Below are 26294 nucleotides of genomic sequence, written 5' to 3' on the forward strand. Positions count from 1 at the left end.
ATGAAATAGGATTCTTCCTTCGTGTCTTTCGACAATTGGAGATTTTACAGGTTCAATAACTTGGTTAAGTCCAGACTAGCGAGTCAGAGAATTTGGGGGGTGAATAATAATCACATAACGCTTAGGAATTGCATGCATGCTCGTTCCGTCTTAAAGTTAGAACAACATCAGCTACAAAAAAAATAAATGTTGAATTGCAATCAGTTGCAAGTGAAAAAATGCGTATTTATACGTTGACAAAATACTTATTGTTAAAAATTTTAACAATAAATATTTTGTCATATAGGTTCCACTTTTGGTTATATTTAAATGTATAGTACATTTATAGGGTTAAACAAAACAGTCGTATTGTCAGGTGAACAATCTTTATGGGATGGATTAAAGAGGGGCAATGTACAAAGCCTGGAAGCATTATATACACAGTATAATGAGTTACTGTACAACTATGGTAAGAAGTTTACCACAGATATTCACCTGGTACAGGATGCCATCCAGGAGACATTCATCTCCCTCTGGAAGTACCGTACTTCCATCTCTGCCGATAAAGGCTTTAACTACTATCTCCTTAAATCTTTCCGTAACCAGTTATTAAGATTAATTAAAGAAAGGGCGAACACCACTTATACAGACGAAAACCTGGAATTCTCTTTTGAAGTAGGTTTTGATAAACAACTAATAGCAGGAGAGGAGTACGCCTTGTTGTCCAAACAGGTAAAGGACGCGCTTGGTCAGCTGACTGCCCGTCAACGGGAAATTATCTATTTCCGCTTCTTTGAAGGACTCTCCTTCGAAGAAATAGCCGGTATCATGAATATGCAGGTACGGGCTACCTATAAATTAACGTCCCGGGCATTAGCCGCCTTAAAGGAAATTATGTCCATCCTGCTTATTTTAAAAATAATTTAAAATCATGGGGCACTTTTTGTCCCCTGTCTTCTTTTATATACAGAACAGCGCTTTTATTATGACACACTCCGTTCATAACTATTCCAATTATACCATGCATCAGTTGCTGACGGCACCTTATTTTCTGGAGTGGGTAAGGTTCCCTGATGCAACAAATACCGCTTTCTGGGAAGATTTTAAAAAGACTTACCCGCAGAAAGCCGAAGATGTAAACAGAGCAGCTGCCATTGCCCGCACCATGTACGTGGTAAAGGAAAAGCCGGCCATGCTTTGGGAAAATATCTATAAAGAGATCAAACCAAGATCTACAATAAGATTAAACATCATATGGAAAGCAGCTGCTATATTCATATTAGCCATCGTTGCTACCTGGATGATTTTCCGTACCAATACAGATAATAATATAGAGATAGCCTCTCATTTTGGAGAAGTAAAGAAATTAATATTGCCGGATAGCTCTGAAGTAACGCTCAATGGTAACTCCACTATCCGCTACAGCAAAAACTGGGACAAGAGAGAAGTATGGATCAATGGAGAAGCATTCTTTAATGTAAAACATTTAAATCCGGACGGCTTTAAAGTACACAGCGAAGAGATTGATATTAATGTATTAGGTACCTCTTTTAATATCCGCAGCAGACGTGGAACTACATCTGTAGTATTAAACAGCGGAAAGGTACTGGTAACGGATGAAGATAAACAATTGTTGCTGTCAGCACCGGGAGATATGGCTGTATACAGCAAAAAAGAGCTTGTAAAGAAACAGGTACCGGTGAGCAATTACACCAGCTGGCAGCAGCAAAAACTGCAACTGGATCAGGTAACTGTAGCTGCCTTTTTTGAAATGCTGGAAGATGATTGGGGATATAATGTACAACTCAGCGATTCCTCACTGCTACAGAAGAAAATAAGCGGTGAGATTGATATGAAAGATAAACAGGTGCTAATGGACGCATTAGCCGTTATTCTGAACGCAAATGTTACGCAACAGGGATCAACCATTATCGTAACTACCAACTAAGAGGGACAGGTTCTATTATTTGTAATTTAAAATGCTCTGGGCATGATCAATCTGAAAAGGATTGCGGCCTTCTGTTGCCTGCTGCTTTGCAGCAGCTTGCAGATGTTTGCTGCCGTAACCGACCAAAATCAACCAACACAAACATTGAAGGATGCTTTAAATAATGCATCAAAACAGTTTAATGTTTCCTTTATCTATGAAGATGAACTGGTCTCCAACAAAAGAGTAAATACTACTATTGATGGCAGCTTCAGAAAAGTAGAAGATTATTTATCTACCGTACTGAAACCATTTAACCTGCATTTTAAAAAGTTAGGCGCCACTCAGTATGCTATTTATGGTAAACAGCCAGCTAAATCAAAAGATTCAAATACCAACCATGTAATACCCGCAGAAGCTGCTCCTCCCGAAGAAGCAGCTTCCGGGAAATTACCTTCCGTCAGTACTCCTTCGTACAACTTAACAGATAGTACGCCACAGATCCGCATGGTACTGGGCATAGTGACTGATGAATCCCTGGCACCTGTATCCTCAGCTACCGTAATGGTTCCCGGTACACGAAACATGGTAATGACGAACTCCCGTGGTGAGTTTGAAATCAAAATCCCTGTCACTGTAAAAACATTGCAGATATCATCTATAGGGTATGAAACCCAGCAGATAGCCATCAACAGGGTAGTATATTACCAGGTGGCATTAAAAGATAAGACAGGTTACCTGAAACCGGTAGAAGTAGTGTCCACCGGTTATGCTAATCTGCCTAAAGAACGTGCCACCGGTTCCTTTGGTGTTGTCACCAGTAAAGAACTGGAGAAAATCCCTACGGCCAATGTTATCCAGCGACTGGAAGGTCTTGTTCCCGGTTTGCAGATGAAAATAACTGCTGGTGATAACAGCTTTGTATATGACAACGTTACACCTGCTCCATCCAGTAATACAAGAACAATCGGTGCCAACGATTATAATCTCAACATAAGAGGTACCAGTACCATCAGAAGTGAAAAGACCCCGCTGGTAGTTGTAGATGGTTTTCCTACAGAACTGGACATGAAAACATTTAACCCCAATGATATTGCTCAGATTACTTTCCTGCGGGATGCAGCAGCAGCTTCTATATGGGGTGCGCGTGCTGCTAACGGTGTAATTGTGATAGAAACAAAGAAAGGACGTACCCGCATGCCGGTAGTAAATGTATCAGTAGGATTCAGTACACAGGACAAACCCGATATCGGATACCTGAAGCTAATGAACTCCTCACAGGAACTGACCTACGAAAAGGAACTGGTGGATAAAGGAATTGTACTGGCATCTGTTTATAATCAGTATACACCTGGTGTAAAGAGTTATGCCAGTGATGGAATAGATCTTGCCTTTCAATTAAAGTCAGGCAGAATCTCACAGGCAGAATATGATGCAAAGGTTGCGCAGATGAGCGCTGTCAATAACTACGGACAGATTACAAAATACCTGATGCAGCGTGCTACCAGTCAGTCTTACAACCTGTCTGTAAGTGGTGGAAGTGAGGTACACACCTATTTCCTCTCTGGTTCTTATTCCAAAGAAATGCCCAGTACAAAAGGAAATTCCGGAGAAAGAATGACCCTTACCGCTAACCAGGAATTTAAAATAATCAAGAAGATTACACTGTCTGCAAGTTTAAAGGCATCCTTCTTTAATTATACGGCAAATGGTATAGGGATGGGTGCTCTCATGAGCGGTGGCAGAACATTTATGCCTTATAATGATATTCATAACAGGTTTTATTATACAACAGGCCGGCACTATGCAGATTCATTACAGTCACTCGGTTACCAGAACTGGGGTTATAGTTACCTGGATGAATTAACGATGTCTGACAATAGTACACATGATAATAACTATACCGGAACATTAAACCTGAATGTTCCTATCTACAAAGGACTGGCTTTTGCGGCTGCTTATGCAATGGAACGTAGCTATTATAGTTCCCGCTATTATTATGGCGATAGTACTTTCACTAATAAGAACATTTATAATACCGGGACTACTGTATCAGGTGGTAACCTGGTAACGGGTGTTCCTAAAGGTGGTATATTCAGTCTTAATAATTCTTCTTTTAATAACTACAGCGCGCGTGCGCAGTTTACCTATAATGGTAAAATAGGTAAGATCCATGAACTGAATGCCCTGGCTGGTATGGAAACCCGTCAGACAATGGTTAGTCAGAACCTGTCCACACTCTGGGGATATAATTTAGCCACCGGTTTAAGTCAGACGCCTGCATATGGAGTGTTCTACAATACTTATAATTATAGTATAGGTTCTTTATATGGAGCCCCTTCACAAATAGATAGGATTAAACGCTTCCTTTCCTATTATGGTAATGCTGCCTACACGCTGATGGGACGCTACACATTGTCAGGAAGTGTAAGGTATGATGATTATAATAATTTTGGTCTGGATAGAAAATACCGTGCTAAACCTTTCTGGTCTTCCGGTGTAAGCTGGAATATCAACAGGGAGCAATTTATGCAGCCTGTCAGCTGGGTTAATAACCTCACCCTGCGTGTTACCTATGGTATTAATGGGAATATTAACCAGGAAGTTATGCCCTTCACAAATATCAGTGTAGGTTCTGCCGATTGGCAGACCGGCCTTCCTTATGCGTCTATAAGCTCAGTCGCTAATCCGGCATTAAGATGGGAGAAAACGGGTGTATTTAATGCAGGGGTTGATTACTCGTTGCTGAATGGTCGTATTAGCGGTAGTATTGATGTATATACCAAAAGAGGAAAAGATCTGATTTCTTCATTTGATGTGAATCCTACCTATACTGGTATTAATGGTAGCATATTATCATTGAACGGAGCGACGCTGTCTAATAATGGTATTGATTTAGGATTGAATGGGGCCATTATTGATAATAAATCATATGGATGGAATATGGGACTGAACTTCTCATACAACAGTAATAAAATTACTGATAACAGGTTTAAAGCTACCACCTCCTTCTTTTCGAGTTTAAGTGGTGGATTGATAAAGAATTATCCTGTAGATGCAGTATGGGCATATAAATTCGCCGGATTGGACAGTACCGGTCTTACACAGGTATATGACCAGGATGGTAAAAAACTGAAAGCTAATCAGCCGGTAACTAATATTGGTGCCATAAAATATGCAGGGCGTTCTACTGCTCCTTATTACGGGTCTTTCACCAATACTTTCCGTTACCATCAGTTGTCATTATTTATATTAACAACCTACAGTTTTGGGAGTGTGTTCATGAGACCTACTGTAGCATCTTATCCAAGCACCAGGCGCTTTGATTACAATTTGAATGCAGACATTGCCCAACGCTGGCAAAAGCCGGGAGATGAAGCAACGACCAATGTACCCGGCATAAGTGGTACATACGCAGCTCTCAGTACTTTCCGCTACGCCTACTCAGACCTGAATGTACAGCCGGGAGATTATATCCGCCTGCGTGAAATATCATTGAGTTATGATATGCCTAAAAGCATCGCTGGAAAAATACTGGCTAAAAATGTGCGGGTAAATGGTACTGTACGTAACCTTGGATTAATCTGGAAAAAGAATAAAGTAGGCATAGACCCTGATTTTCTGCCGAACCTGAGCATAGCAATGCATATGCCGCCAACAGTACAGTACAACCTGATGGTAAATGTGACCTTTTAAATTTAAAAAGCATGAACACTAAATATATAGCTGTTTTACTACTGATACTTACAGCAGGATGCAGCAAATACACAGATATAAAAACACAGGGCAGCCTGATACCAAAACAAACTATCAACTACAGGTATCTGCTGAACGGTACAAGTACATTTGAAGGAGGAGGTCAGCTACCTGATATCGCCACTGCGGATGTTAATATTACAGACAGTATTCAGCAGGCCAGTATTACAGGTAACAGCTACTATACTTTTTTTAAGAACTGTTATAACTGGCAATCGCCTATTTATGCAACAGCGGTCGACAGGGACCAGGACTGGGATACTTATTACGGACGTATCTACAACTGTAATACGATCATTGCAGAAGTACCTTCCAGTACAGGTAGTACAGATTCAGTAAAGAATGAACTGATTGCAGAAGCACTGGTACACCGTGCAGATGCTTATCTGAATCTGGTAAACGAATATGCCAAACCATATAATGCTTCCACTGCTTCTTCAGACCTGGGGGTACCGTTATTGTTAACACCCAGTCTGGATGCTAAACTGGACCGTGCTACTGTAGCTACTGTATATAACCGGCTGGAAGCAGATCTGAAAAGCGCGCTTATCGCTTTGCCAAAGGTCACTGCATTCAATACATTGCCCGGCAAGGCAGCAGCCTATTCCTTACTGGCACGCCTATACCTGTTCATGGGTAATTACACAAGCGCAGGGTCGTATGCAGACAGTGCTTTGTTATTAAAATCCGGATTGAATGACCTGGGAACTATCAGCAGTTATCCTACGAAACTGCAAAATCCTGAGATCATTTTTGGTAAAATAGCCTATACTTCTGTTGCTTACTCACCCACTACCTTAAGATTGGGAGATGAATTGCTTAATCTGTTAGGCACAACAGATATGCGTTATGTACTTTTCACTGCTGATGCTGCCACTAACCTTGGTAACGGTTATACGGGCCGTTTCTTTGCACTTGAAAGATCTACGTATCAGACGCGTAATATCGGTACGTCCGTGCCTGAAATGATGCTGATAAAGGCAGAAAGTCTGGCCCGTAGTGGCAGTGCCGGTTCTGCTATTGATATAGTAAACCAGTTAAGGTCAAAACGCTTCAAAGCAGCAGACTATGTTGCATTGACTGCCACTGATGCAAACGATGCACTGGTACAGGTGATTAATGAGCGTCGCCGTGAATTTTTCTGCCGTCATCTTCCCTGGTATGATCAGCGTCGTCTGAAAAACGATCCTTTATTCAGTCGTACGTATACCCGTACCTGGCAGGGCATCACTTACACATTAGACCCGAACAGCAACAGGTATGTATTTCCGATAGGGCAATACTACATTGGCTATAACCCGGAAATAGTACAAAATCCATAATAATGACATTCAGAAGAATCATCATCCTGGCGATTGCGATAGGTACAGGAAGTCTTGCCAGCGCACAGACAGAGAAGAACCTGTCCATGACACCAGACAGACCGGAAAGAGGACAGCAGATAACATTCACCTATCGTCCTGATAGCGCCATGCTGGCAACCGGTAAACCGGTAAAGGCAGTAGCCTATTATTACGATACTACCTATCGCTGGTCGGTAGCAGACATACCACTGGATAAGGATTACAAGGCTACACTGCAATTACCGCCCGCAGCAGGTTTTGTTGTTTTTAAATTCAGAGCCGGTGATGTGACAGATAATAACAGAGACAGTGGTTACTACCGGATGTTATATTTCCCGGGCAACGTGCAGGGTGCATCTACCTATGCCGGTTACTGCCTTCTGAGAGCAACCCGTTATAACATGGGTATTCCCAATTATTTCAATTCATATAATATCAGCGATACTGCTGTTTATTTCTGGATAGGTAATGAAGTGGCCCGTTTTCATGGTGCTGGCAGGCCACTCGCTGAAATATATATCCGTTCCCTGGCTAACATGGAGCAATTAAGCAATGGTGATCCTTCAACCTTGCCTGCGCTTCGCAAAGCGGCTTCTTACCTGCTGCATCTGCCGGATGCAACGGAAAAAGAGTTGTATACAACAGCAGAAGTATATGAGAAATATATGAAGGAACCGGCCGTAGCAGATTCTCTCCGCGCTGTAATGCAACAGCGTTATCCAAACGGGATCCTGCAAAAGAAAGTAGCTTATAAAACCGCATCAGCAGAAAAAGATCCTGCTAAAAGAGTGCTTTTATGGAAACAGTTTGTGAAAGACTTTCCTGCTTCGTATGCGCTGGATCAGGCAGCAGATGTTGATTACAATAAAGTATATCGCGACATATTTGCTATCAGTATTGCGAATAATGATACAGCGGTGTTAAGAACGTATGTTGGCAATAGTTCGCTGGTTACGCTGGCTCTGGCATATTACAAAATGGTGGAGATCCCTTATGACGACTGGAAAACAATGCCTGCAAATAGAGCGTATTCCTTCTCTCAGCCTATCATGGACCGCTTTTACCAGTTGAAGAAAACAAAACCAACAGAGTACTGGTACTATTCACCAGAGGAATGGAATGAGTACACTGATAAAATGTTTACCAGGAATTACATCACACATGCCAGTATCTTAAAAGAAACAGGCAGGGATAAAGAAGCACTGGAACTGGCTACCTATGCGCAGCAGTTATTACAGTATAGTAATGCAACGCTGAACGAAATACAGGCAGCATTATTACAGAAAGCAGGTAAGAAGAAGGAATTGTCTTCCGTGCTGCATAACAGCGTACGGCTGAACCAGGCTTCTGGGGTGATCCTGGATATGCTGAAGAAAGAGTATGGGAAAAGTGAAGGGTTTGATGCTTACCTGGCTGCTATGAAAGATGCGAATACCATGAAGCTGATGAAGGAGCAGGTAAAGGAAGAGATGGTCAATGAACCTGCTGCTCCATTTACACTCAAAGATCTGAATGGGAAGGAGGTCTCACTGTCTGCACAGGCCGGAAAGGTAGTTGTACTTGATTTCTGGGCTACCTGGTGTGCTCCCTGTAAAGCCGGCATGCCCGGTATGCAGATGGCACAGGAACATTTTAAGAATGACAGTAATGTAGTTTTCTATTTTGTAGATACACAGGAACGTGATCCTGCCTACAAGGAAAAAGTAACAACATTTATAAAAGAGAAGAAATATCCTTTTAAAGTATTGTTCGATAATGGAGATGAGTTTTACAAAGCATATGCTACGCTGATCAAAACTTCCGGTATCCCATTTAAAGTTGTGATAGATGGAAAAGGGAACATCCGTTTTGCGGCAGTAGGGTATAAAGGTAGTCCCAGCGGACTGGCAGACGAAATGATTACAATGATTGAACTGGCAAAATAAATTAAAGAGTGATGAACCAGAGGGGTAGTATTTACTACTCCTCTCTTATTTTAAAAAAAATGATACTAGCAGCGATACTAATGGCATTACTGCCTTTAAAAGATACCACCGAAAACATACATTACTATAACGCAGACAGCTCTATTCAATTCGGGGCTTCTTTAACGATTCCAAAGACTAAAAAGAAATGCCCTGTAGTGATCATTGTTTCCGGAACCGGTAAACAGGACAGGGATGGCACCATGGCAGGACATAAAATGTTCCTGACCATAGCCACTTATTTAAGCAGCAATGGTTATGCTGTATTACGTGTAGATGACCGCGGTACGGGTGAAACCACCGGCATATACGAAGAGGCCACTACTGCCGATTTCGCAAAAGATGTACTCGCAGGTATCAGTTACCTCAAAACAAGAAAAGAGATCAATCCCAAGGAGATCGGACTGATAGGACACAGTGAAGGGGGAGCAGTCGCTTATATAGCCGCTGCACAGAGTAAAGACGTTGCTTTTATACTCAGTCTTGCCGGACTGGCAACACCCGGCCTAACAGCCCTTAAATTGCAGAATAAGGCTATTGTCAGCAGCGCCGGGATCTCTCAGCAGTCGCAGGACAGGCATAACCTCGTCAACACCATGCTTTTTGATACTGCCTATGCTTATGCGGATTCCCCGGATTTGGAACAGCATCTAAGAGCTGCTTATGCAGCATGGAAGGTACTGGATGATGAAAAAATGAAAGTGGAAGGCTACCAGGAGAAGGGGAAAGGTCACTTTTTCTTTCCGCTGGAATCCTATATCAGACAGGCTACCGGTCCCTGGTACCGTTATCATATCCGCTTTGACCCTGTTCCCTGGTTACAGCAGTTAACGATCCCGGTATTAGCTATCAACGGTGATAAAGACCTGATGGTAGATTATAAAGAGAACCTGGATACCTACAAACATTACGTGAAGCATATACAGGTAATAGTGGCCCCGGGATTGAACCACCTTTTTCAGCATTGCATCACCTGTACCATGCAGGAACCTGCTACCTTAAAAGAAGATTTCGCTCCGGAAGTGTTGCAACAAATGAAGGAATGGCTGGATAAGCATAAGTGAGGATCTTTTATCTGTTTGAAAATGAACATTTTAAGCCAATGAGTAGTTAAAGTAAAATAAATGTTATATTTTTCGCAGTCATGGATATACATTTGTTTGAAAAGCTTCAGCAGGAAGGCTTGATTTCCCCAGATTCCACAGAGAAAGTACGTGTACTTTCCAGGAATAAATTGTTCTCTTTACATTGGGAGCTGAAAACCATCCTTTACCTCGGCGTATTATTGCTAAGCGGGGGATTGGGCATATTAATCTACAAGAATATTGATACGATCGGGCATCAGGCTATACTGGCCATGATCGCACTGGTATGTGCAGGTTGTTTCTTCTACTGTTTTAAGCAGAAGTTACCATTCTCGTGGAACAGGGTAGCAGCACCCAATGGCTTCTTTGATTATGTGTTGTTACTGGGTTGTCTGACTTTCCTCACGTTCATCACTTACTTACAGATCCAATACAATGTATTTGGTACACGTTACGGAGCGGCCACTTTCTTCCCGATGCTGGTACTACTGTTCAGTGCTTACTACTTCGATCACCTGGGGATATTGAGTATGGCGATTACCAACTTCGCGGCCTGGCTGGGACTAACGGTTACTCCTATGCGTCTGTTATCTGCCAATGACTTCGCCAGTCAGCGGATCATTTACACAGGTATTTTCGTAGGCTTACTGCTGGTATTCGTTGCATACATGGGTGATCGCCTGGATCGTAAGAAACATTTTGCATTTACCTACAGCAATTTCGGCGTACATGTTTTTATGATTGCCTGTCTTGCCGGATTAATGGGTGGTGGCTTAGGATCTTCCTATGAACCGGACAACAGTTACATGCTCTGGTTCCTGTTACTGGCAGGGGCTACTGCGTTCTTCTATACACAGGCTTTAAAGAAACGTTCCTTTTATTTCCTGCTTATCGTGGCATTATACGGATATGTCGGAGTGAGTTATGTAGTGGTAAGACTGCTGGTTGCAGCAAACAGTATAGAAGCATTTTATGCAGGACTGCTTTACTTTATAGGCTCCGGCATAGGCGCTGTGATATTCCTTATGAACACCAGTAGAAAATTGAAAAAAGCATGATCTCCTATAAAAGTAAAACACTCGATAATCTTGCTGTAGTTGAAGCCGCGGAAAAAGCGCTGGATAAAACCTGTATTACGGCAGAAGAATTTCAGCAGATCAAAACTGCTTACCCTGTAGATCTTTACACGCCAAATATCTATATGAGGTTTGGCCTGTTTATACTAACACTGGTCGTTGTCTTTTTCTCCTTCGGCCTTTTCTGCCTGATATTTATGGGAGGTGGAGAAACTGCCATTGCAGGACTCACACTTTTCTTTGGCGCTTGTTTGTATGGTGCTGTTGAGTATATGGTAAATGAAAAGAAACATTATAAATCAGGCGTAGATGCTGCATTGATGTGGATGAGTGGGGGAGCTGTTACCGGTGCTGTTTTTGTACTTGCAGACACACATGTAAGTTTATCAGGAATGAGCCTCTTGTTCCTGATTTTATCAATGCTGTTTGTACTGCGTTTTGCAGATGTATCGATGAGCATTGTAGCCTACCTTGCCTTTCTTACATTATCATTCTCTCTCCTCATATATTCAGGGCGTATGGTTATCCCTTTTATGCTGATGGGTGTATCTCTGGGCACTTACCTGTTATCGCGTAAGCTCACTGCAATACACGCCTGCAGGCATTATGCCAGCTGTCTGAAAATGATCCAGATTCTTTCTCTGATCACGCTTTACCTGGCAGGTAATTACTTCGTAGTAAGAGAAGCCAGTAATGAGATGTTTGATCTGTACCTGAAACCTGGAGAAAGCATTCCCGGTGCATGGATTTTCTGGATCTTTACGATAATAATACCACCCATTTACATATTCGCGGGCATCCGTAAAAAGGACAGCATCCTGATTCGTACCGGCCTCTTTCTCGTTGCTGCTATCGTATTTACGATCCGTACCTATCATAGTGTAGCACCTATTGAAGTGGCCATGACACTCGGTGGTGTCATCCTTATTGCACTGGCATACGGTGTTACTAAATTACTGATGCCATCCCGCAACGGCTTTACCTCAGAACAAACAGATGATGATAAAACAGATGCTATCCAGCTGGAAGCCGTTATCATTGCACAATCCTTTAATCAACAGGCCCCGCAGGGAGACCAGTTTAATTTCGGAGGAGGAACCGGTAGTGGTGGAGGAGCTAGTGGAAGTTATTAGTGACTCAGTTTGATTTTTGGGTGCAGAGCGAAGCCCTGCAAAAAACCTTTCATTTTTTCTGATAGTGCATTCGCACTATCAGAAAAAATGAAAGGTTTTTTGATTAAAATAAATCTACTCGATAAGTTAGCTCTCCTATATATTTAAATATTTTACTATATTGCAGCCCATTGTGAGGAACCTGAACCTATATTCTTGTTAAAAGGGGCAATATCGAAAACCGTCTATATATCTGATCAACATACAACCTATATGAAAAAAATCCTTTATCCTTTATTGGTATGCGGCCTTTTCGCGTGCTCCAAAAAAGACACACAAACAACACAGTCCACCGAGCCTGTAGCAGTTACAGAAGTTTCTGCTTACCTGGCAGGCGTAGATTCCCTGAGTGAATTTGAAACAGCCTTTAAAAAGATCACCATCAGCACTGCTGATGCCAGCGGAGGACTCACCATATTCGCTCCCGGTAACGAAACTATCGGCAGCTACGATATAGGCGCTAAAACGAAGGGAAATGATCTTCCGGATAGCATCATCAAAAGTCATATCGTGAAGGGCGTATTCAAAGCCGCAGACCTCACAGATGGCAAACAACTGACTACTCTCAGCGGTAAAGTATTTACTGTGAAAGTTATAGACGGTAAAATCTATGTTAACGGTGTGCTTATAACTATCCGGGATGGTAAAGCCGGCAGCCAGGTGGTGCATTGCATCGCTAAAATGCTTACTACCAGTCCGGGTGGTACAGATGTAACCGTATACGACGCTACAAAGTGGTCTCCAAACACCCCCAGCGGACAGCGTCTTGCCGGTGCTACTGTAAACCTGTATCTCACTATAGCGGAATATCAGAACAATACACCTTCTTTTACTGCTCTTACAAATAATGACGGTGTGGCGCACTTTACGGGGCTGCCTGTTGCTACTTACTTTGTAGTAGTTAAAAAAGATGCGCTGTCTAATATCTGGCCGGATGCAAATGGTAATACTTATGTAAGTACAGACAGTGTTTTCCAGACGCAGGCAGAAGTCGAGGCCCAAATGCCTTTACAGTATGGGTACACTATCGGTGATTTCCGTTATGCAGACTTAAACATGGATGGTGTCATAAACACCAACGATAGAGGAGTTGCTCCTCCCCGTACTATTGTTGTGAATGAGGGAGAGATATCCGCGCAGAAGATCCTGATCGGTTATCCAAAGAATTCCATCATGAAGTTGTTCACTACTCTGGCAGATGCACAGACGAGCCTGAACAGTGTTATTACACAGGTAGGTGTAGTGCATAAGTCGCTGGTAATGCTGGATGGTATGATGAGTGATGATGCAGATTGTTCAGCACTTGCCGGCTGGTGTGCTTATGATCAGTTCACCTTCGCTGCAACTGATAGTAAGATCGCCAATATCTGGGGACAAGAATATTCTTCTATCACTTCTTTAAACAGGATTATCCAGAGTCTACCCCAGATAGGAGATACTTCTGTGATAGCTGCACAGGCAAGAGCGCTGAGAGCTTATGCTTACCTGGAACTGGCTACTTATTTCGGTGGTCTGCCCGTGACCAATGATCTGACATTGCCTTCCAGTATCAGCCGTAAATCATTGGCAGATACATATGCGTTTATTGAGAATGAACTGCGCATTGCATTGAATACTTTACCTGCTACCGGAGCAGTTCATGTAGTAACGAAAGGTGTTGCCAAAACATTGCTGGCCCGTATTGCTATAGTTAAAGGTAATTTCAACGTAGCAGGCAACTATGCAGTTGAAGTAATTCAGAGTAATTATTCACTGGTTGATTCTACACAGATTTACGCCAGTGCAACCAATTCTGAGATTGTATGGGACCTCTCTGGTGCTTATCCTGCTGATTTCCTCACTTACTGGAATCACAGTATCTGTCCGGTAGCCCGTATCGCAGAACTCTGGCTGATCGATGCAGAAGCTGATATAGCACTGGGTAACCTGACTGGTGCTGCATCCAGCATCAACCTTATCCGTGACAGATCAGGTATGCCTGCTCTGACCATGACTAACTTAGATGAAGCAAGAACAGCGCTTAAAGATACCTATCAGAAAGAATTCTTCAAGGAAGGGTTCCGTTTTGCAAGCCTGGTACGCTGGAACTTAGCTGCAGAGGTATTGACCAGCAAAGGATACCAGTCTTACCGCAGCCTGTTGCCGATCCCTGCAAATGTACTCCTGAATAGTCCAAACATAGTACAGAACCCGGGATACTAAAATTATAAAAGCTGCTAACGGGGCTTAACTGAACCCTTTATTCACTTTGCAAAAGGCAGGTGAATAAAGGGTTTTTTAGTTCTTTTAGCATTCGGAAACTATTGCTCCCCTTTACTTTGCTTCATCCATATATAATAGCTATAGGCAGTCTTTAAGTAGATTATCCCCGGAATAACAGGATTTTAAGCCCTATATAAGCCCACTCTAAATAAGGTGGGCTTGTATACAGGTTGTAGTGGACTTATAGTGGGCTTATATAGGGCTTATACCCTCATATAGATTGAATATCAGTGCCTTATGAGCTATAGTAAAAAAGCTCCTGACAGGTTTCAATCTGCCAGGAGCTTCATTATCAATTATTTAAGTATAAGGTTATAGTTGATTTAATCCCACCATTGCATTTACATCAGGGTTCCAGACCTTCAGTTTCAGGCATGCAATAATATCAGAAGGCGTTAGGCGTGTAGTTTTAGCCTGTTGTAATTCCGGTATCGCTGCCATTACTTCCGGCAAACGATAAAAGGGAATACGGGAGTTCAGGTGATGAATATGATGGTAACCGATATTACCGGTTACCCAGTTCCAGAATGGATTCATCAGCAAATAACTGGAAGAGGCCATAGCCGCATTCTCATGACACCAGCCTTCCTTATCCCTGAAAGTAACCCCGGGGAAATTATGCTGTGCATAGAAAAGATAAGCGCCTAAAGCGCAGGCTAGAAAGAAAGGTGCTACCAATAGCAATAAGCAGCTCAGCCAGCCCATATAAATGAATATAAGCGTACCTGCTGCAAAATGTAATATCAATGCCAGCAATGAATCAAAATGACGGGAAGGACTGCTTAAAAAAGAACGCAGACTCATTCCTACCAGGAACATGCTGAAATATCCGAAGAGAATAGTTAAAGGATGCCTTTGCACCAGATACGCACGGCGTTCTTCCGGCGTGGATTCCATGAACTTCTGTTTTGTCATGATCGGATAAGAGCCGATGCTGGCAGTAAAGAGCTTGGAATTATGTGCATGATGATGATCATGAGAGCGTTTCCAGATACTGGCAGGGGCCAGTATAAAAACACCAAAAGCCGAGAACAGTAAATCAGCAATTTTAGATTTATAAAGGATCGTGTGGTGCTGGTAATCATGATAAATTACAAACATCCTCACAATCACCAGTCCGCAGAGAACACTGCATAATATGCGGAAAGGCAGAAATGGAATGAGTGCTACACCCGCATAAAGACCCAGAAGGATAGCTGCTGTTGATAGCGTATAATACCAGCTCTTCCACGGTGTTTCTTTGGCAAATGGTTTTGTAGCCAGAATCAGTTGTTTTCCTTGAAGCATTGTAGGTTTCAGTATATAATTGGTGACGTTGTCTTTTTAACTGGTTCCGGACGTTTGTGTTTCCATCTTCTGTGACTCCACAACCAGTATTCCGGTTGTTTACAGATGTCCTCTTCCAGTGCTTTGGTATGAGCAGCAGAAATTTCACCATCACTTGTCTTAGCGGGTTCTTCAAACAGCGTTCTTGCCGAAATCTCGTAATATCCTCTTTTCACCCTTTGTACTTTGGCATATACTACCGGGTAGTTCAGCTTGCGGGCAATCTTCTCTGTTCCCTGGAAAACAGGTGTATCCTGGTTCAGGAAGGTGGTCCAGAAAGCACTCGTTGGCGCAGGTGTCTGATCAGCAATGAAAGCGGTAGCGCTCAGCTCTCCTTTATTGCTCACCATATCCCTGAAAGTATCTTTCATGGGGATCAGCCCGGTACCGAAACGACTCCGCATTCTGTAGATCAGTCCGTCGAAATGTTTATTGGACAGGGGGTGATATACCACGTACAGGTGATGTTTACACTCCAGGCTGAAAGTATTTCCCGCCCATTCCCAGTTGCCATAATGGCCCATTACGACCATAATGCTCTTGCCCTGTTCTGCATAACGGGTAAACACCGCCAGTGCTTCCGGCGTCAGTTTACAGCGTTTAATGGCAGAGGCCCTGGAAATAGTCAGCGTTTTAAACGTTTCCAGCAGCAAATCACAGAAATACCTGTAAAAGCGCCTGCTGATACCCCTGATTTCCTTTTCTGACTTTTCCGGGAATGCATTACGTAAATTCTGCAATACTACTTTCTTACGGTAACCCGTAACGTAATACAGCATGAAGAACATAAAGTCGCACACCCCATAAAACAGTGGAAACGGCAATAGGGAGATCAGGTAAATAAACGGTAAAACGAAAAAATACATTGGCATATTCGACACAAAATACGATATATTAAAATTTAAAAAAATGTATTTTAGTTGTATAACAAGAGTTTAACACATAGGAACTAACGATAAAATTACAGTATACCCCTAGAGACGATTAAATATTGCTGTACTTTGGGTGGCGAATAAAATAAAATTCAATGAGGACATTGTTGCTGTTATGTGGTTTGACCCTATGCGTTACAAATACAAATGCACAGGAGTCTGCCAGGCTGGATAGTGCCATCACCGTGGTAGAAAATGAAATTAAAGCCCTTTCCAAACAGTTTGATAAGGAGAGTGATGTGTATGAAGCTGCCGTAAAAAATAAGGCTGATGATCATGTGCTGGATTCCCTGAAGGAAGTGCTGGCTGCTATACATGACAAGTTCGGGCCTTACAATAATCGTGTACAGGACCTTACACTACAGTTTATAGCAACACATCCTGATTCATATGTCAGTGCCAGGAAGTTGATCTATTTTGTTAATGCACTCCCGCTGGATTCCGTACAGCATCTTTACAACAGTTTATCTCCGGTTATCAGGAATAGCGAATACGGTATGGCAGTAGCAAAGGAGATCCAAAAGGTGATATCAGGTTTACCGGGCAGTGTGGCACCCGGTTTCAGCACAGTAGATATCAATAACAAGCCATTACAGTTATCAGCTTTCAGAGGTAGTTATGTATTACTTGATTTCTGGGCCAGTTGGTGTGTGCCCTGTCGCCATGGTAATCCTCATCTGATAGCACTGTTTAATCAGTACAGCAGTAAAGGATTTACGATAATAGGGATTGCTGATAATGATAAACAGCCGCAGGAATGGCGGAAGGCTGTTGCAAAGGACAAGATAGGTATCTGGCATCATGTGCTTCGTGGAATGAATATGAAGAAGATAGATCTGAATGATAGATACGGGATTCGCTCTCTTCCCACTAAGATACTGATAGACAGGAACGGTGTGATTATAGGGCGGTATGGAGAAGGCGGGGAGGATGAAACCGCACTGGATAAGAAATTAGCAGAAATATTTTGATTATTGGGTGCAGGGCGAAGCCCTGCAAAACCCCTTTATTTTTTTGTGATGATGCGAAGCATCATCACAAAAAAATAACTGAATCACTATCCACAAATAGCTTTCTTGCATTTATAGCTTTTTCTCCGTATTATTATCGCATCCGAAATGTGAACTATATGGTGAAACGTTCTTTGATGGCAGTAATCTGCCTTGTTGTATGTCTGTATGCCAACGCGCAAAAAACATCGAATACTCCTGAAAAAGAAAAGTGGTTTATGGACCTGGGCCTGGGTATGTTCATCCACTGGAGTGTGGACGTACAGGTAGGAGCTGTTATCAGTCATTCAATGGCGGGGGCTTCCGATGATTACCTGAAGCGTTTCACCGAAGAACTGCCTAAAACATTCAACCCGCACAAATTCAACCCGGACGACTGGGCCGTATTAGCCAAACTGGCTGGTATGAAATACGTGGTATTCACAGCTAAACACCATGCCGGCTTCTGCATGTGGGATACTAAAACCACAACATTCAACATCATGAATACCCCCTTTAAAAAGGATGCTACAAGGGCCATTTTTGATGCCTTTCGTAAGCAGGGCATCGCTATTGGGGTGTACTACTCGCCGGAAGACTTTTACTACCTCTATCAGCACCATATTCCCATTGGCAGGATGCAGCTTCCACAGCATTTCCCTGAAAAGAATCCCGGACTAATGGCTTATGATAAATCACAGATAAAAGAACTACTCACCAACTATGGTAAGATAGACTTCATCTTCTTCGACGGCCCTGCCGAAGGTCTGAAAGAATACGCCTGGCAACTGCAACCGGAGATCGTTGTCACCCGCGGACAAATGAACACTCCTGAGCAGGAATTACCAGATGCCATATTGCCCGGCCCCTGGGAAGCCTGTTTCACCATGGGGACCGACTGGCAGTACAAACCTACCAATGACCCTCAGAAGTCCGGTACAGAGATGATCAATATGCTGATAGAAACCCGTGCCAAAGGTGGTAACCTGTTACTAAACGTAGGTCCTAAACCGGATGGCGAAATCCAGATAGAACAGGAAGCGCTGCTCCGTGAGCTCGCCCTCTGGAACCTGGCGAATGGCGAATCTGTTAGTGGTGTAAGACCCTGGAACATCTCTCATGAAGGAAACATATGGTTCACCCGCGCTCAGGATACCAGCACCGTTTATGCGTTCGTTCCCGGTGGAAAAGACTGGAAATATGGAGAACGTAAAGACCTGGTGTTACGTACCCTGCAAGGTAATGAACATACCAAAGTATCTATATTAGGTTATGGCAGTGAGCTGGTAGAATACAAAGAAGGATTCGATGCCGGTATTTACGTACAATCCACCCCGGTAGGTTTACTGATCAGCGCAGTAAACGGGCAACGTTTTTATACAGACAGGAAATGGCCTAACCCGGTAGTCATCAAAATAGAAAATGTAAAATATAAACCTGCTGTCAGCAATTATAAACAAAGTACGATTGATGGTGCGAAGTAAAACCTGTTAATATTCTGTTAACAGTAACATAACTTTACGTTTCAACATTTATACCCAATTTGCATTCTTCCTTGCCAATAGATCACTGTCGCAAATTGCTGTATTTAATGAGTGTAATCTCTCAACTGAATGATGGAAACGAAAAGGTGTTCAAACAGATATACGATCTGTTACATAGGAAAGTATTCCGCTTTTTTCTCAAAAGGAATGATTCGCATGATATTGCAAAGGAACTGACACAAAAGACTTTTGTTAAGCTCTGGCAATACAGGCATACGCTGAAAGAAGAATTTACAATAGAGACACAGCTGTTCACCATTGCCAACTCGATCCTGGTGGATCACTACCGCAGGGAGACACATCAAAATAACATGCAGGCAAACATTGCAGTACGAATGCGTGATAACCATACCGTCGCGCACCCTATGCAGGAATTCGAACAGGTAAATTACCTGAACGCTGCTATAGCCAATTTGCCACCCGTACGTAAAAAAGTAATAGAACTAAGATTAACTCATGGCTTTACCAACAAAGAAATCGCACATCATCTGTCTATCCACGTTAAAACTGTAGAAGACCATATAACAAAGGCTTTACGCCATATCAGGTCCATTCATCTTTAACTTATCTTTGTTATCTAAATGTTAACAGCAGGGGGTACTCTTATTACTGTGCGTAATCAATTTTGATATTAACCAATTCATGCAACTAACAAGCGAGCAGATAGACAGTTTTCTAAAAGGAATGTATTCCGGAGAGGAAGCAACAAAGATAGCCGACTATCTACAGGAAAATCCTGCTGTGTTACAACATCACTTAAGTAAGGAGTGGGAAGACGCGGATGGGGAAACCCCACTGCCAGGTGAATTGAGTGAGGTAATATATCAGGAGATAACCACAGAGACATTTGGAATAAGGAAAGTAAAAAGAAATGTATGGACTGCCATCGCGGCAAGTGCATTATTGATCATCTCATTTTTACTATTTCAAAAAAATAATAGCAAACCTGCTATGCTGGCGTCGTTGAAAAAACCGGATAATGATACTGTAAACAGGAACGCCGGCATAGTTTGGCAGGAAAAACGAAACAATACCAGTAAAAAAGAAGTGATCACCTTACCGGATGGATCCACAGTACATCTTTTTAAAAATAGTGTAATTCGCTTTAAACAACCATTTGTACAACAGAAAAGAGAGATTTTCCTGCAGGGACATGCATCATTTGAAGTGACCAGAAACCAGCGTAAACCATTTATAGTATATGCAGGAGCTACCGCTACTACCGTACTTGGCACCATCTTTAATATAGCTCAGGATAAATATGGAGTAACCGTAAAATTGTACAGCGGTAAAGTAATGATAAAGCCTGCAGGGAAAGAACAAACAACAGGATGGAAAGATCCCGTATACCTTTCTCCCGGCCAGCAGATGAAATATGATGCAGCAAAAGATGCCGTAACAGTGCTTGAAGAAAAAGACAGTAAAGGTACCCTGGACTTTAATAATATACCCATCAGTAAAGTACTGGAAGCATTATCTGACAAATACCGGGTACAAATCATATATGATGAGGAAGAACTGGCCGAAAGCTATTTCACAGGAGCTGTTCAGCGAACAGATTCACTTATGACAGTATTACAGGTAATGAAAAGTGTGAACAATCTTACAATAGCCCAGTTACACGACACGATTATCATAAAGAAAAACCACTAAATATGAAATACATTTTTCTTTCTCTGTTAATAGCAACAGGTGCATCCGCCCAGCAAAAAACAGATGTACAGTCGCATCGTGGTGGGCGTGCTTTAATGCCGGAAAATACCATTCCTGCTATGATTCACGCCATAGACCTTGGTACGAGAACACTGGAACTGGATTGCGTCATCTCCTCAGATAATAAAGTAGTGGTATCACATGATGTGTATATGTCTGCCGACTTTATGCGTAAACCCGATGGTACAGACATTAATAAGAAAGATGAGAAAAATTATGCGTTGTATAAAATGACTTACGACAGCATCCGTAAATTCGATGCCGGCACCAAACCTCATCCCGAGTTTCATGATCAGCGTAAAATGAAAACATACAAACCATTATTGTCTGAGCTGATAGACAGTGTGGAAGCCTATGTAAAGCTGCATCACCTGAAACCTGTTTATTATAACATGGAGACTAAATGTTCTCCACAGGGCGATGGTACTTATCATCCGGCTCCTGATGTATTCTCTGCTCTGGTAATGGACGTGATCAATAAAAAACATATAGCTGACAGGGTTACTGTTCAGTCTTTTGATATCAGAACATTACAGATCATCCACAAAGATTTTCCTAAGCAGACAACCGCTTTACTGATTATGAACAAGGAGAGCTTTGCGAATAATATCAAAACACTTGGGTTTACCCCCAATATTTATAGTCCTTATTTTTCTCTTGTTACACCGGAGCTGGTGAAGGAAGCGCATGATACAAAAGTAGCAGTTCTTCCCTGGACTGTGAATGAGGTAAGTGATATGGAGAAGATGATCTCTTATGGTGTTGATGGGATGATTACTGATTATCCCGACAGGCTGGTAGGCGTAGCCGGTAGCTATCAGAAAAAATAAAACTAATTATTCTTGCCATAGAAATCCAGGCCGTCTTAGTCATTTGACTTTGACGGTCTTTTTTTTGTATTATTGTTCCCATTATGGTCACCGTACTTTCAACAGCAGACATTGTGGGGCACCTGGAAAGTATATTTCCTGCCGAAAGAATCAAAAGCCGACTGGTAGATGTAGTTTCTTATGCCGCAGATGCGGGCTTTTACCACCTGGTACCGAAGGCTGTCGTGCAGCCGGTCAGTATAGATGAAGTGAGAGCATTATTTGCCTTATGCAGGCGCTTAAACATCCCGCTTACCTTCAGGGCAGGAGGGAGCAGCTTGTCCGGCCAGGCGATTACAGACGGGATACTGGCAGATATCAGCCAGCACTGGCGGAAAGTACAACCATTAAATGAGGGAGCAGCCGTGAAAGTACAGCCCGGGGTAACAGGCTCCGTGGTAAACCATATGCTGAAAAGCCATAAGGTGAAGATAGGCCCGGACCCGGCCTCTATCAACACCGCCATGATGGGAGGGATTTTATCCAACAACTCCAGTGGTATGTGCTGCGGCGTAAAGCTGAACTCCTACCATACCATCCGGTCATTACATTTCTTACTGCCGGACGGGCATGCTTACAATACTGCCGTAAAGGAAGACTATACCCGCTTTGAAACGGAATCCGCAGAACTGGCAAATGGTATCAACAGGCTTAGACAACAGGTACTGAACAATACCACCTTATATGATAAAATCCGCCGGAAATACCTTACCAAAAACACCGTTGGATACTCTCTGAACGCGTTCGCAGACTATACCCATCCGCTGGATATCTTCGCCCACTTATTAATAGGTGCAGAAGGAACGCTGGGTTTCATCGCCGAAGCCGTGATGGACACAGTACCGGATTATCCGGCAAAATCCACCACTATTCTTTTTTTCAGGGATATGAAAGAAGCCTGCGATGCTATCGTTCCCCTGAAAACATCCGGGGCAGAGATGATAGAACTGATGGACAGGGCCTCATTACGTTCCGTAGAAACGATCAAGGGTATCCCGGATATCATCAAACTATTACCGGAATCTGCAGCCGGACTGCTGGTAGAATACCAGGATACAGATGAAGAAAGGCTGGAACAGAAAATAGCCGCTTTTGAGCAGATCCCTTTATCCCTGCTCACTCCTGCAGCATTCACTACGGATGTTACCACCCGCGAACTATACTGGAAAATAAGAAAGGGGATGTTCCCTTCTGTAGGAGCTGTACGTGCCAAAGGCACCACGGTGATTCTGGAAGACGTCGCTTTCCCTGTAGAGCAGCTGGCTGCTGCCTTAGCAGACTTACAGGTGCTTTTTGTGAAATATGAATACGCGAATGCTATCATCTTCGGTCATGCAAAAGACGGGAATATCCACTTCGTGGTTACCCAGTCTTTCAATACAGCAGTGGAAATAGAACGTTATCGTCAGTTCATGGATGAAGTAGTAGCGCTGGTGGTAGACAAATACGATGGTACACTGAAAGCAGAACATGGTACAGGACGCAACATGGCGCCATTCGTAGAAGCAGAGTGGGGGGCAGAGGCATATCAGATCATGCGGCAATTAAAAGAGCTGGTAGACCCGCAGCAGATCCTGAACCCCGGTGTGATCATCAACGATGATAAACTGGCACATATCAAAAATCTGAAGTCGTTGCCCGAAGTAGAGGAAGAGGTAGATAAATGTATCGAATGTGGCTACTGCGAACATAAATGCCCCAGTCGGGACCTGACGATGACACCCAGGAGAAGAATCGTGGTACGCCGTGCCCTGGCTAACTTTAAACAGGAAGGTAATACAGCTGATCATAAAACATTGTTGCAGCAATACCAGTACGACGGACTGGATACCTGTGCCGTAGATGGTCTCTGTGCCACTGAATGCCCGGTAAACATCAATACCGGAGACCTGGTAAAACGTCTGCGTAAAGAGAATCATTCTTCCTTTGCTAATAAGGTAGCCACACAGGCAGCTAAGCATTTCAGTACAGTAGAAAGCGTGGTGAAGGTATTACTGAGATCCGGTGTACTGGTGAACAAAGTACTGGGTAAACGGGCTATGACAAACATCACCGGTGTCTTTAAAAAGATCGTCCCTGCTTTCCCATTATGGATGGCGGAACAAACCGGGCCTGTACGTATCTCTAAAACGAAAATTGATCAGCCTTCATTTATATATTTTGCTACCTGTATCACCCGTAGCATGGGTCGCAGTCGGGAAGGAAAAAATAGTGTGATTGATAGTCTGCTGACGGTAGCTCAAAGAGCGGGGATTAATATTCAAATCCCTGTAAACATTCACGGGCATTGCTGCGGACAGCCATTCTCTTCCAAGGGATTTGCTTCAGCAGCAGCTTACACCAAGAACAAAACGGTCGAATGGTTATGGCAGGAAACCCAGCAGGGCAAGCTGCCTGTGATTCTGGATATGAGTTCCTGCACTTATACTTTACTGGAATGCAGACCTTATCTGAATGATGAGAATAAAGCCCGTTTTGATAAGCTGCTCATCCTGGATACTGTTGATTTTCTACATGACCATGTAATGCCATCTCTCTCTATCAGAATAAAGAAGGATAACGTGGCCTTACATCCCGTTTGTTCTTTATCTAAAATGAAGAATGCGCATAAGCTGACGAATATCGCCAAAGCATGTGCAGATAATGTACATGTACCTATCTATGCAGGTTGTTGCGGCATGGCAGGAGACAGAGGGTTCTTATTCCCTGAGCTGGTGAAATCTGCTACAAATTTAGAAGCAAAAGAAGTGCTGGAACAACCAGGACAGGGGTACTACTCCAGTTCCAAAACCTGTGAAATGGCTTTGGAGAATGTCACAAAGAAGAATTATGAATCTATCGTTTACCTGGTAGACGAGTGTAGCAGAAGATCGCCTCATTACCCGCGAAACTAGCTCATTTCCTATTAATGTACAAAAGACGCAAATTCTTCCTGAAGATTACATTACCTTTGCGGTTTATTTAAGAGATATGACTTTTGAAGAATTAAACCTGAGCAAACCTTTACTCAACGCTTTAAGTGACCTGGACTATGTACAGCCCACCACTATTCAGGAGAAGGTTTTCTCTGTAGTAATGTCCGGCCGCGACGTATGTGGAATAGCCCAAACGGGCACGGGAAAGACTTTTGCATACCTGCTTCCCATGTTACGGCTGTTCAAATTTTCGAAAGACCGTTACGCCCAGATGCTGATTGTAGTGCCTACCCGCGAACTGGTAGTACAGGTAGTAGAAGCTGTAAAGCAGCTAACTCCCTATATGACAGTGGAAGTAGCCGGTTTTTACGGTGGGGTAAATATGAATCCCCAGATGGAAGCCGCAGAAAAGAAGCTGGACGTGGTTGTTGCCACTCCCGGTCGCCTGGTAGACCTGATCCTGAGTGGGGCTTTAAAGACGAAAGCTATTAAAAGACTGGTGATAGATGAGGTAGATGAGATGATGAACCTCGGGTTCCGTCCGCAGATCAACATGATCCTGGACCTGCTGCCTTTAAAGAGGCAGAACCTGTTGTTCTCTGCTACTATCACGGAAGAAGTGCAGAAACTGATGACCACTTACTTCAATGATCCGGTAACCATAGAGGCAGCTCCTACAGGTACCCCGTTGAAGAACATTCAGCAGATAGGTTATGATGTTCCCAACTTCCACACCAAGGTGAACCTGCTGGAATTACTGCTGACAGAAAACGAAGACATGGCCAGGGTGCTGGTATTCGTTGCTACAAAAGAGCTGGCTAACGAGCTGTACGAGCTGATCTCTGCCAAATTCCCGGATAAAGTAGGGGTAATGCACTCCAATAAAGAGCAAAACCACCGTTTCAATACAGTAAAGCAGTTCAAAGAAGGCAACTACCGGTTTATCATTGCAACAGATATCATTGCCCGCGGGTTGGATATTGCTGAAGTAACCCATGTTATCAACTTTGATACACCGGAAGTACCGGAGAACTACCTGCACCGTATTGGTAGAACAGGTCGTGCAGATAAAGACGGGGTGGCTTTGGTTTTTGTGAAACCGGCAGAAAAAGAATTCCAGGAGAATATAGAAGGGCTGATGAGTTACAGGATTCCCATGAAACCATTACCTGAGAATCTGGTGATCTCTGATGTGCTGACAGAAGATGAACTGCCACAGGTGAAGATGAAGAACTACCTGATCAAACTCCCGGCTAAGGAATTATCTGGTCCTGCTTTCCATGAGAAATCTGCCAAGAACAGTAAGGTGAACAGGAAAGTATCTCATGCGGATAAGATGATGAAGAAGTACGGGAAACCGAAAACGAGAGGCGCGAAAGTAAAAGGTAAAAAGAAGAAATAAACAGAAGGTCTGCCAGTTTAACCGGCAGACCTTTTTTATT

18 protein-coding genes are annotated in these 26294 nt (G+C 43.0%); 16 read left to right on the forward strand and 2 right to left on the reverse strand.

What is annotated here, in order from left to right:
• Positions 1-309: 309 nt before the first annotated feature.
• The 9 genes from BMW86_RS20265 (at position 310) to BMW86_RS20305 (ending at position 14504) form a co-directional block, all read left to right on the forward strand.
• Positions 310-906: an RNA polymerase sigma factor gene (locus BMW86_RS20265; RefSeq protein ID WP_089783770.1), complete on the forward strand. Its 597-nt coding sequence runs from the start codon at positions 310-312 to the stop codon at positions 904-906.
• Between the two features lie 4 nt (positions 907-910).
• The gene (locus tag BMW86_RS20270; protein WP_089783771.1) at positions 911-1927 is read left to right on the forward strand and encodes a FecR family protein; all 1017 of its coding nucleotides are present in this window, start codon (positions 911-913) and stop codon (positions 1925-1927) included.
• Positions 1928-1969: 42 nt separating this feature from the next.
• Positions 1970-5602, forward strand: a complete 3633-nt coding sequence (locus tag BMW86_RS20275; protein WP_089783772.1) for a SusC/RagA family TonB-linked outer membrane protein — start codon at positions 1970-1972, stop codon at positions 5600-5602.
• An 11-nt stretch (positions 5603-5613) separates the two neighbouring features.
• Entirely contained in the window at positions 5614-6984 is a 1371-nt protein-coding gene (locus tag BMW86_RS20280) for a RagB/SusD family nutrient uptake outer membrane protein (protein WP_089783773.1), read from the forward strand.
• 2 nt (positions 6985-6986) lie between these two features.
• A complete protein-coding gene (locus BMW86_RS20285; protein ID WP_089783774.1) occupies positions 6987-8930 on the forward strand; it encodes a TlpA disulfide reductase family protein in 1944 nt (647 codons plus the stop codon).
• A gap of 59 nt (positions 8931-8989) precedes the next feature.
• Complete coding sequence (locus tag BMW86_RS20290; protein WP_255372971.1) at positions 8990-10033, forward strand: alpha/beta hydrolase family protein; 1044 nt, start codon at positions 8990-8992, stop codon at positions 10031-10033.
• Positions 10034-10113: 80 nt separating this feature from the next.
• Positions 10114-11112, forward strand: coding sequence for a DUF2157 domain-containing protein (locus BMW86_RS20295; protein ID WP_089783776.1), 999 nt, complete (start codon positions 10114-10116; stop codon positions 11110-11112).
• The gene (locus BMW86_RS20300; protein WP_089783777.1) at positions 11109-12263 is read left to right on the forward strand and encodes a hypothetical protein; all 1155 of its coding nucleotides are present in this window, start codon (positions 11109-11111) and stop codon (positions 12261-12263) included. The genes BMW86_RS20295 and BMW86_RS20300 overlap by 4 nt, the downstream gene beginning before the upstream one ends.
• A gap of 252 nt (positions 12264-12515) precedes the next feature.
• Positions 12516-14504 carry a RagB/SusD family nutrient uptake outer membrane protein gene (locus BMW86_RS20305; protein WP_089783778.1) on the forward strand — a complete coding sequence of 663 codons (1989 nt, stop codon included), beginning with the start codon at positions 12516-12518 and terminating at the stop codon, positions 14502-14504.
• A 372-nt stretch (positions 14505-14876) separates the two neighbouring features.
• Here the strand turns inward: BMW86_RS20305 and BMW86_RS20310 are convergent, their stop codons facing one another.
• Positions 14877-15851, reverse strand: a complete 975-nt coding sequence (locus tag BMW86_RS20310; RefSeq protein WP_089783779.1) for a fatty acid desaturase family protein — start codon at positions 15849-15851, stop codon at positions 14877-14879.
• A gap of 8 nt (positions 15852-15859) precedes the next feature.
• Complete coding sequence (locus BMW86_RS20315; RefSeq protein WP_089783780.1) at positions 15860-16762, reverse strand: lysophospholipid acyltransferase family protein; 903 nt, start codon at positions 16760-16762, stop codon at positions 15860-15862.
• 155 nt (positions 16763-16917) lie between these two features.
• Here BMW86_RS20315 and BMW86_RS20320 point away from each other — a divergent pair, with 155 nt between their 5' ends.
• The 7 genes from BMW86_RS20320 (at position 16918) to BMW86_RS20350 (ending at position 26254) form a co-directional block, all read left to right on the forward strand.
• Positions 16918-17793 carry a TlpA family protein disulfide reductase gene (locus tag BMW86_RS20320; protein ID WP_089783781.1) on the forward strand — a complete coding sequence of 292 codons (876 nt, stop codon included), beginning with the start codon at positions 16918-16920 and terminating at the stop codon, positions 17791-17793.
• Positions 17794-17951: 158 nt separating this feature from the next.
• Complete coding sequence (locus BMW86_RS20325; RefSeq protein WP_089783782.1) at positions 17952-19295, forward strand: alpha-L-fucosidase; 1344 nt, start codon at positions 17952-17954, stop codon at positions 19293-19295.
• Positions 19296-19402: 107 nt separating this feature from the next.
• Positions 19403-19918, forward strand: a complete 516-nt coding sequence (locus BMW86_RS20330) for an RNA polymerase sigma factor (RefSeq protein WP_089783783.1) — start codon at positions 19403-19405, stop codon at positions 19916-19918.
• Between the two features lie 79 nt (positions 19919-19997).
• The gene (locus tag BMW86_RS20335) at positions 19998-21008 is read left to right on the forward strand and encodes a FecR domain-containing protein (RefSeq protein WP_089783784.1); all 1011 of its coding nucleotides are present in this window, start codon (positions 19998-20000) and stop codon (positions 21006-21008) included.
• Positions 21009-21010: 2 nt separating this feature from the next.
• A complete protein-coding gene (locus BMW86_RS20340) occupies positions 21011-21898 on the forward strand; it encodes a glycerophosphodiester phosphodiesterase family protein (RefSeq protein ID WP_089783785.1) in 888 nt (295 codons plus the stop codon).
• Between the two features lie 83 nt (positions 21899-21981).
• A complete protein-coding gene (locus BMW86_RS20345; RefSeq protein WP_089783786.1) occupies positions 21982-24831 on the forward strand; it encodes an FAD-binding and (Fe-S)-binding domain-containing protein in 2850 nt (949 codons plus the stop codon).
• Positions 24832-24907: 76 nt separating this feature from the next.
• Positions 24908-26254 carry a DEAD/DEAH box helicase gene (locus tag BMW86_RS20350; RefSeq protein WP_089783787.1) on the forward strand — a complete coding sequence of 449 codons (1347 nt, stop codon included), beginning with the start codon at positions 24908-24910 and terminating at the stop codon, positions 26252-26254.
• Positions 26255-26294: the final 40 nt, after the last annotated feature.

Origin of the sequence: Chitinophaga sp. YR573 (assembly GCF_900110995.1) — a bacterium.
Taxonomy (GTDB): domain Bacteria; phylum Bacteroidota; class Bacteroidia; order Chitinophagales; family Chitinophagaceae; genus Chitinophaga.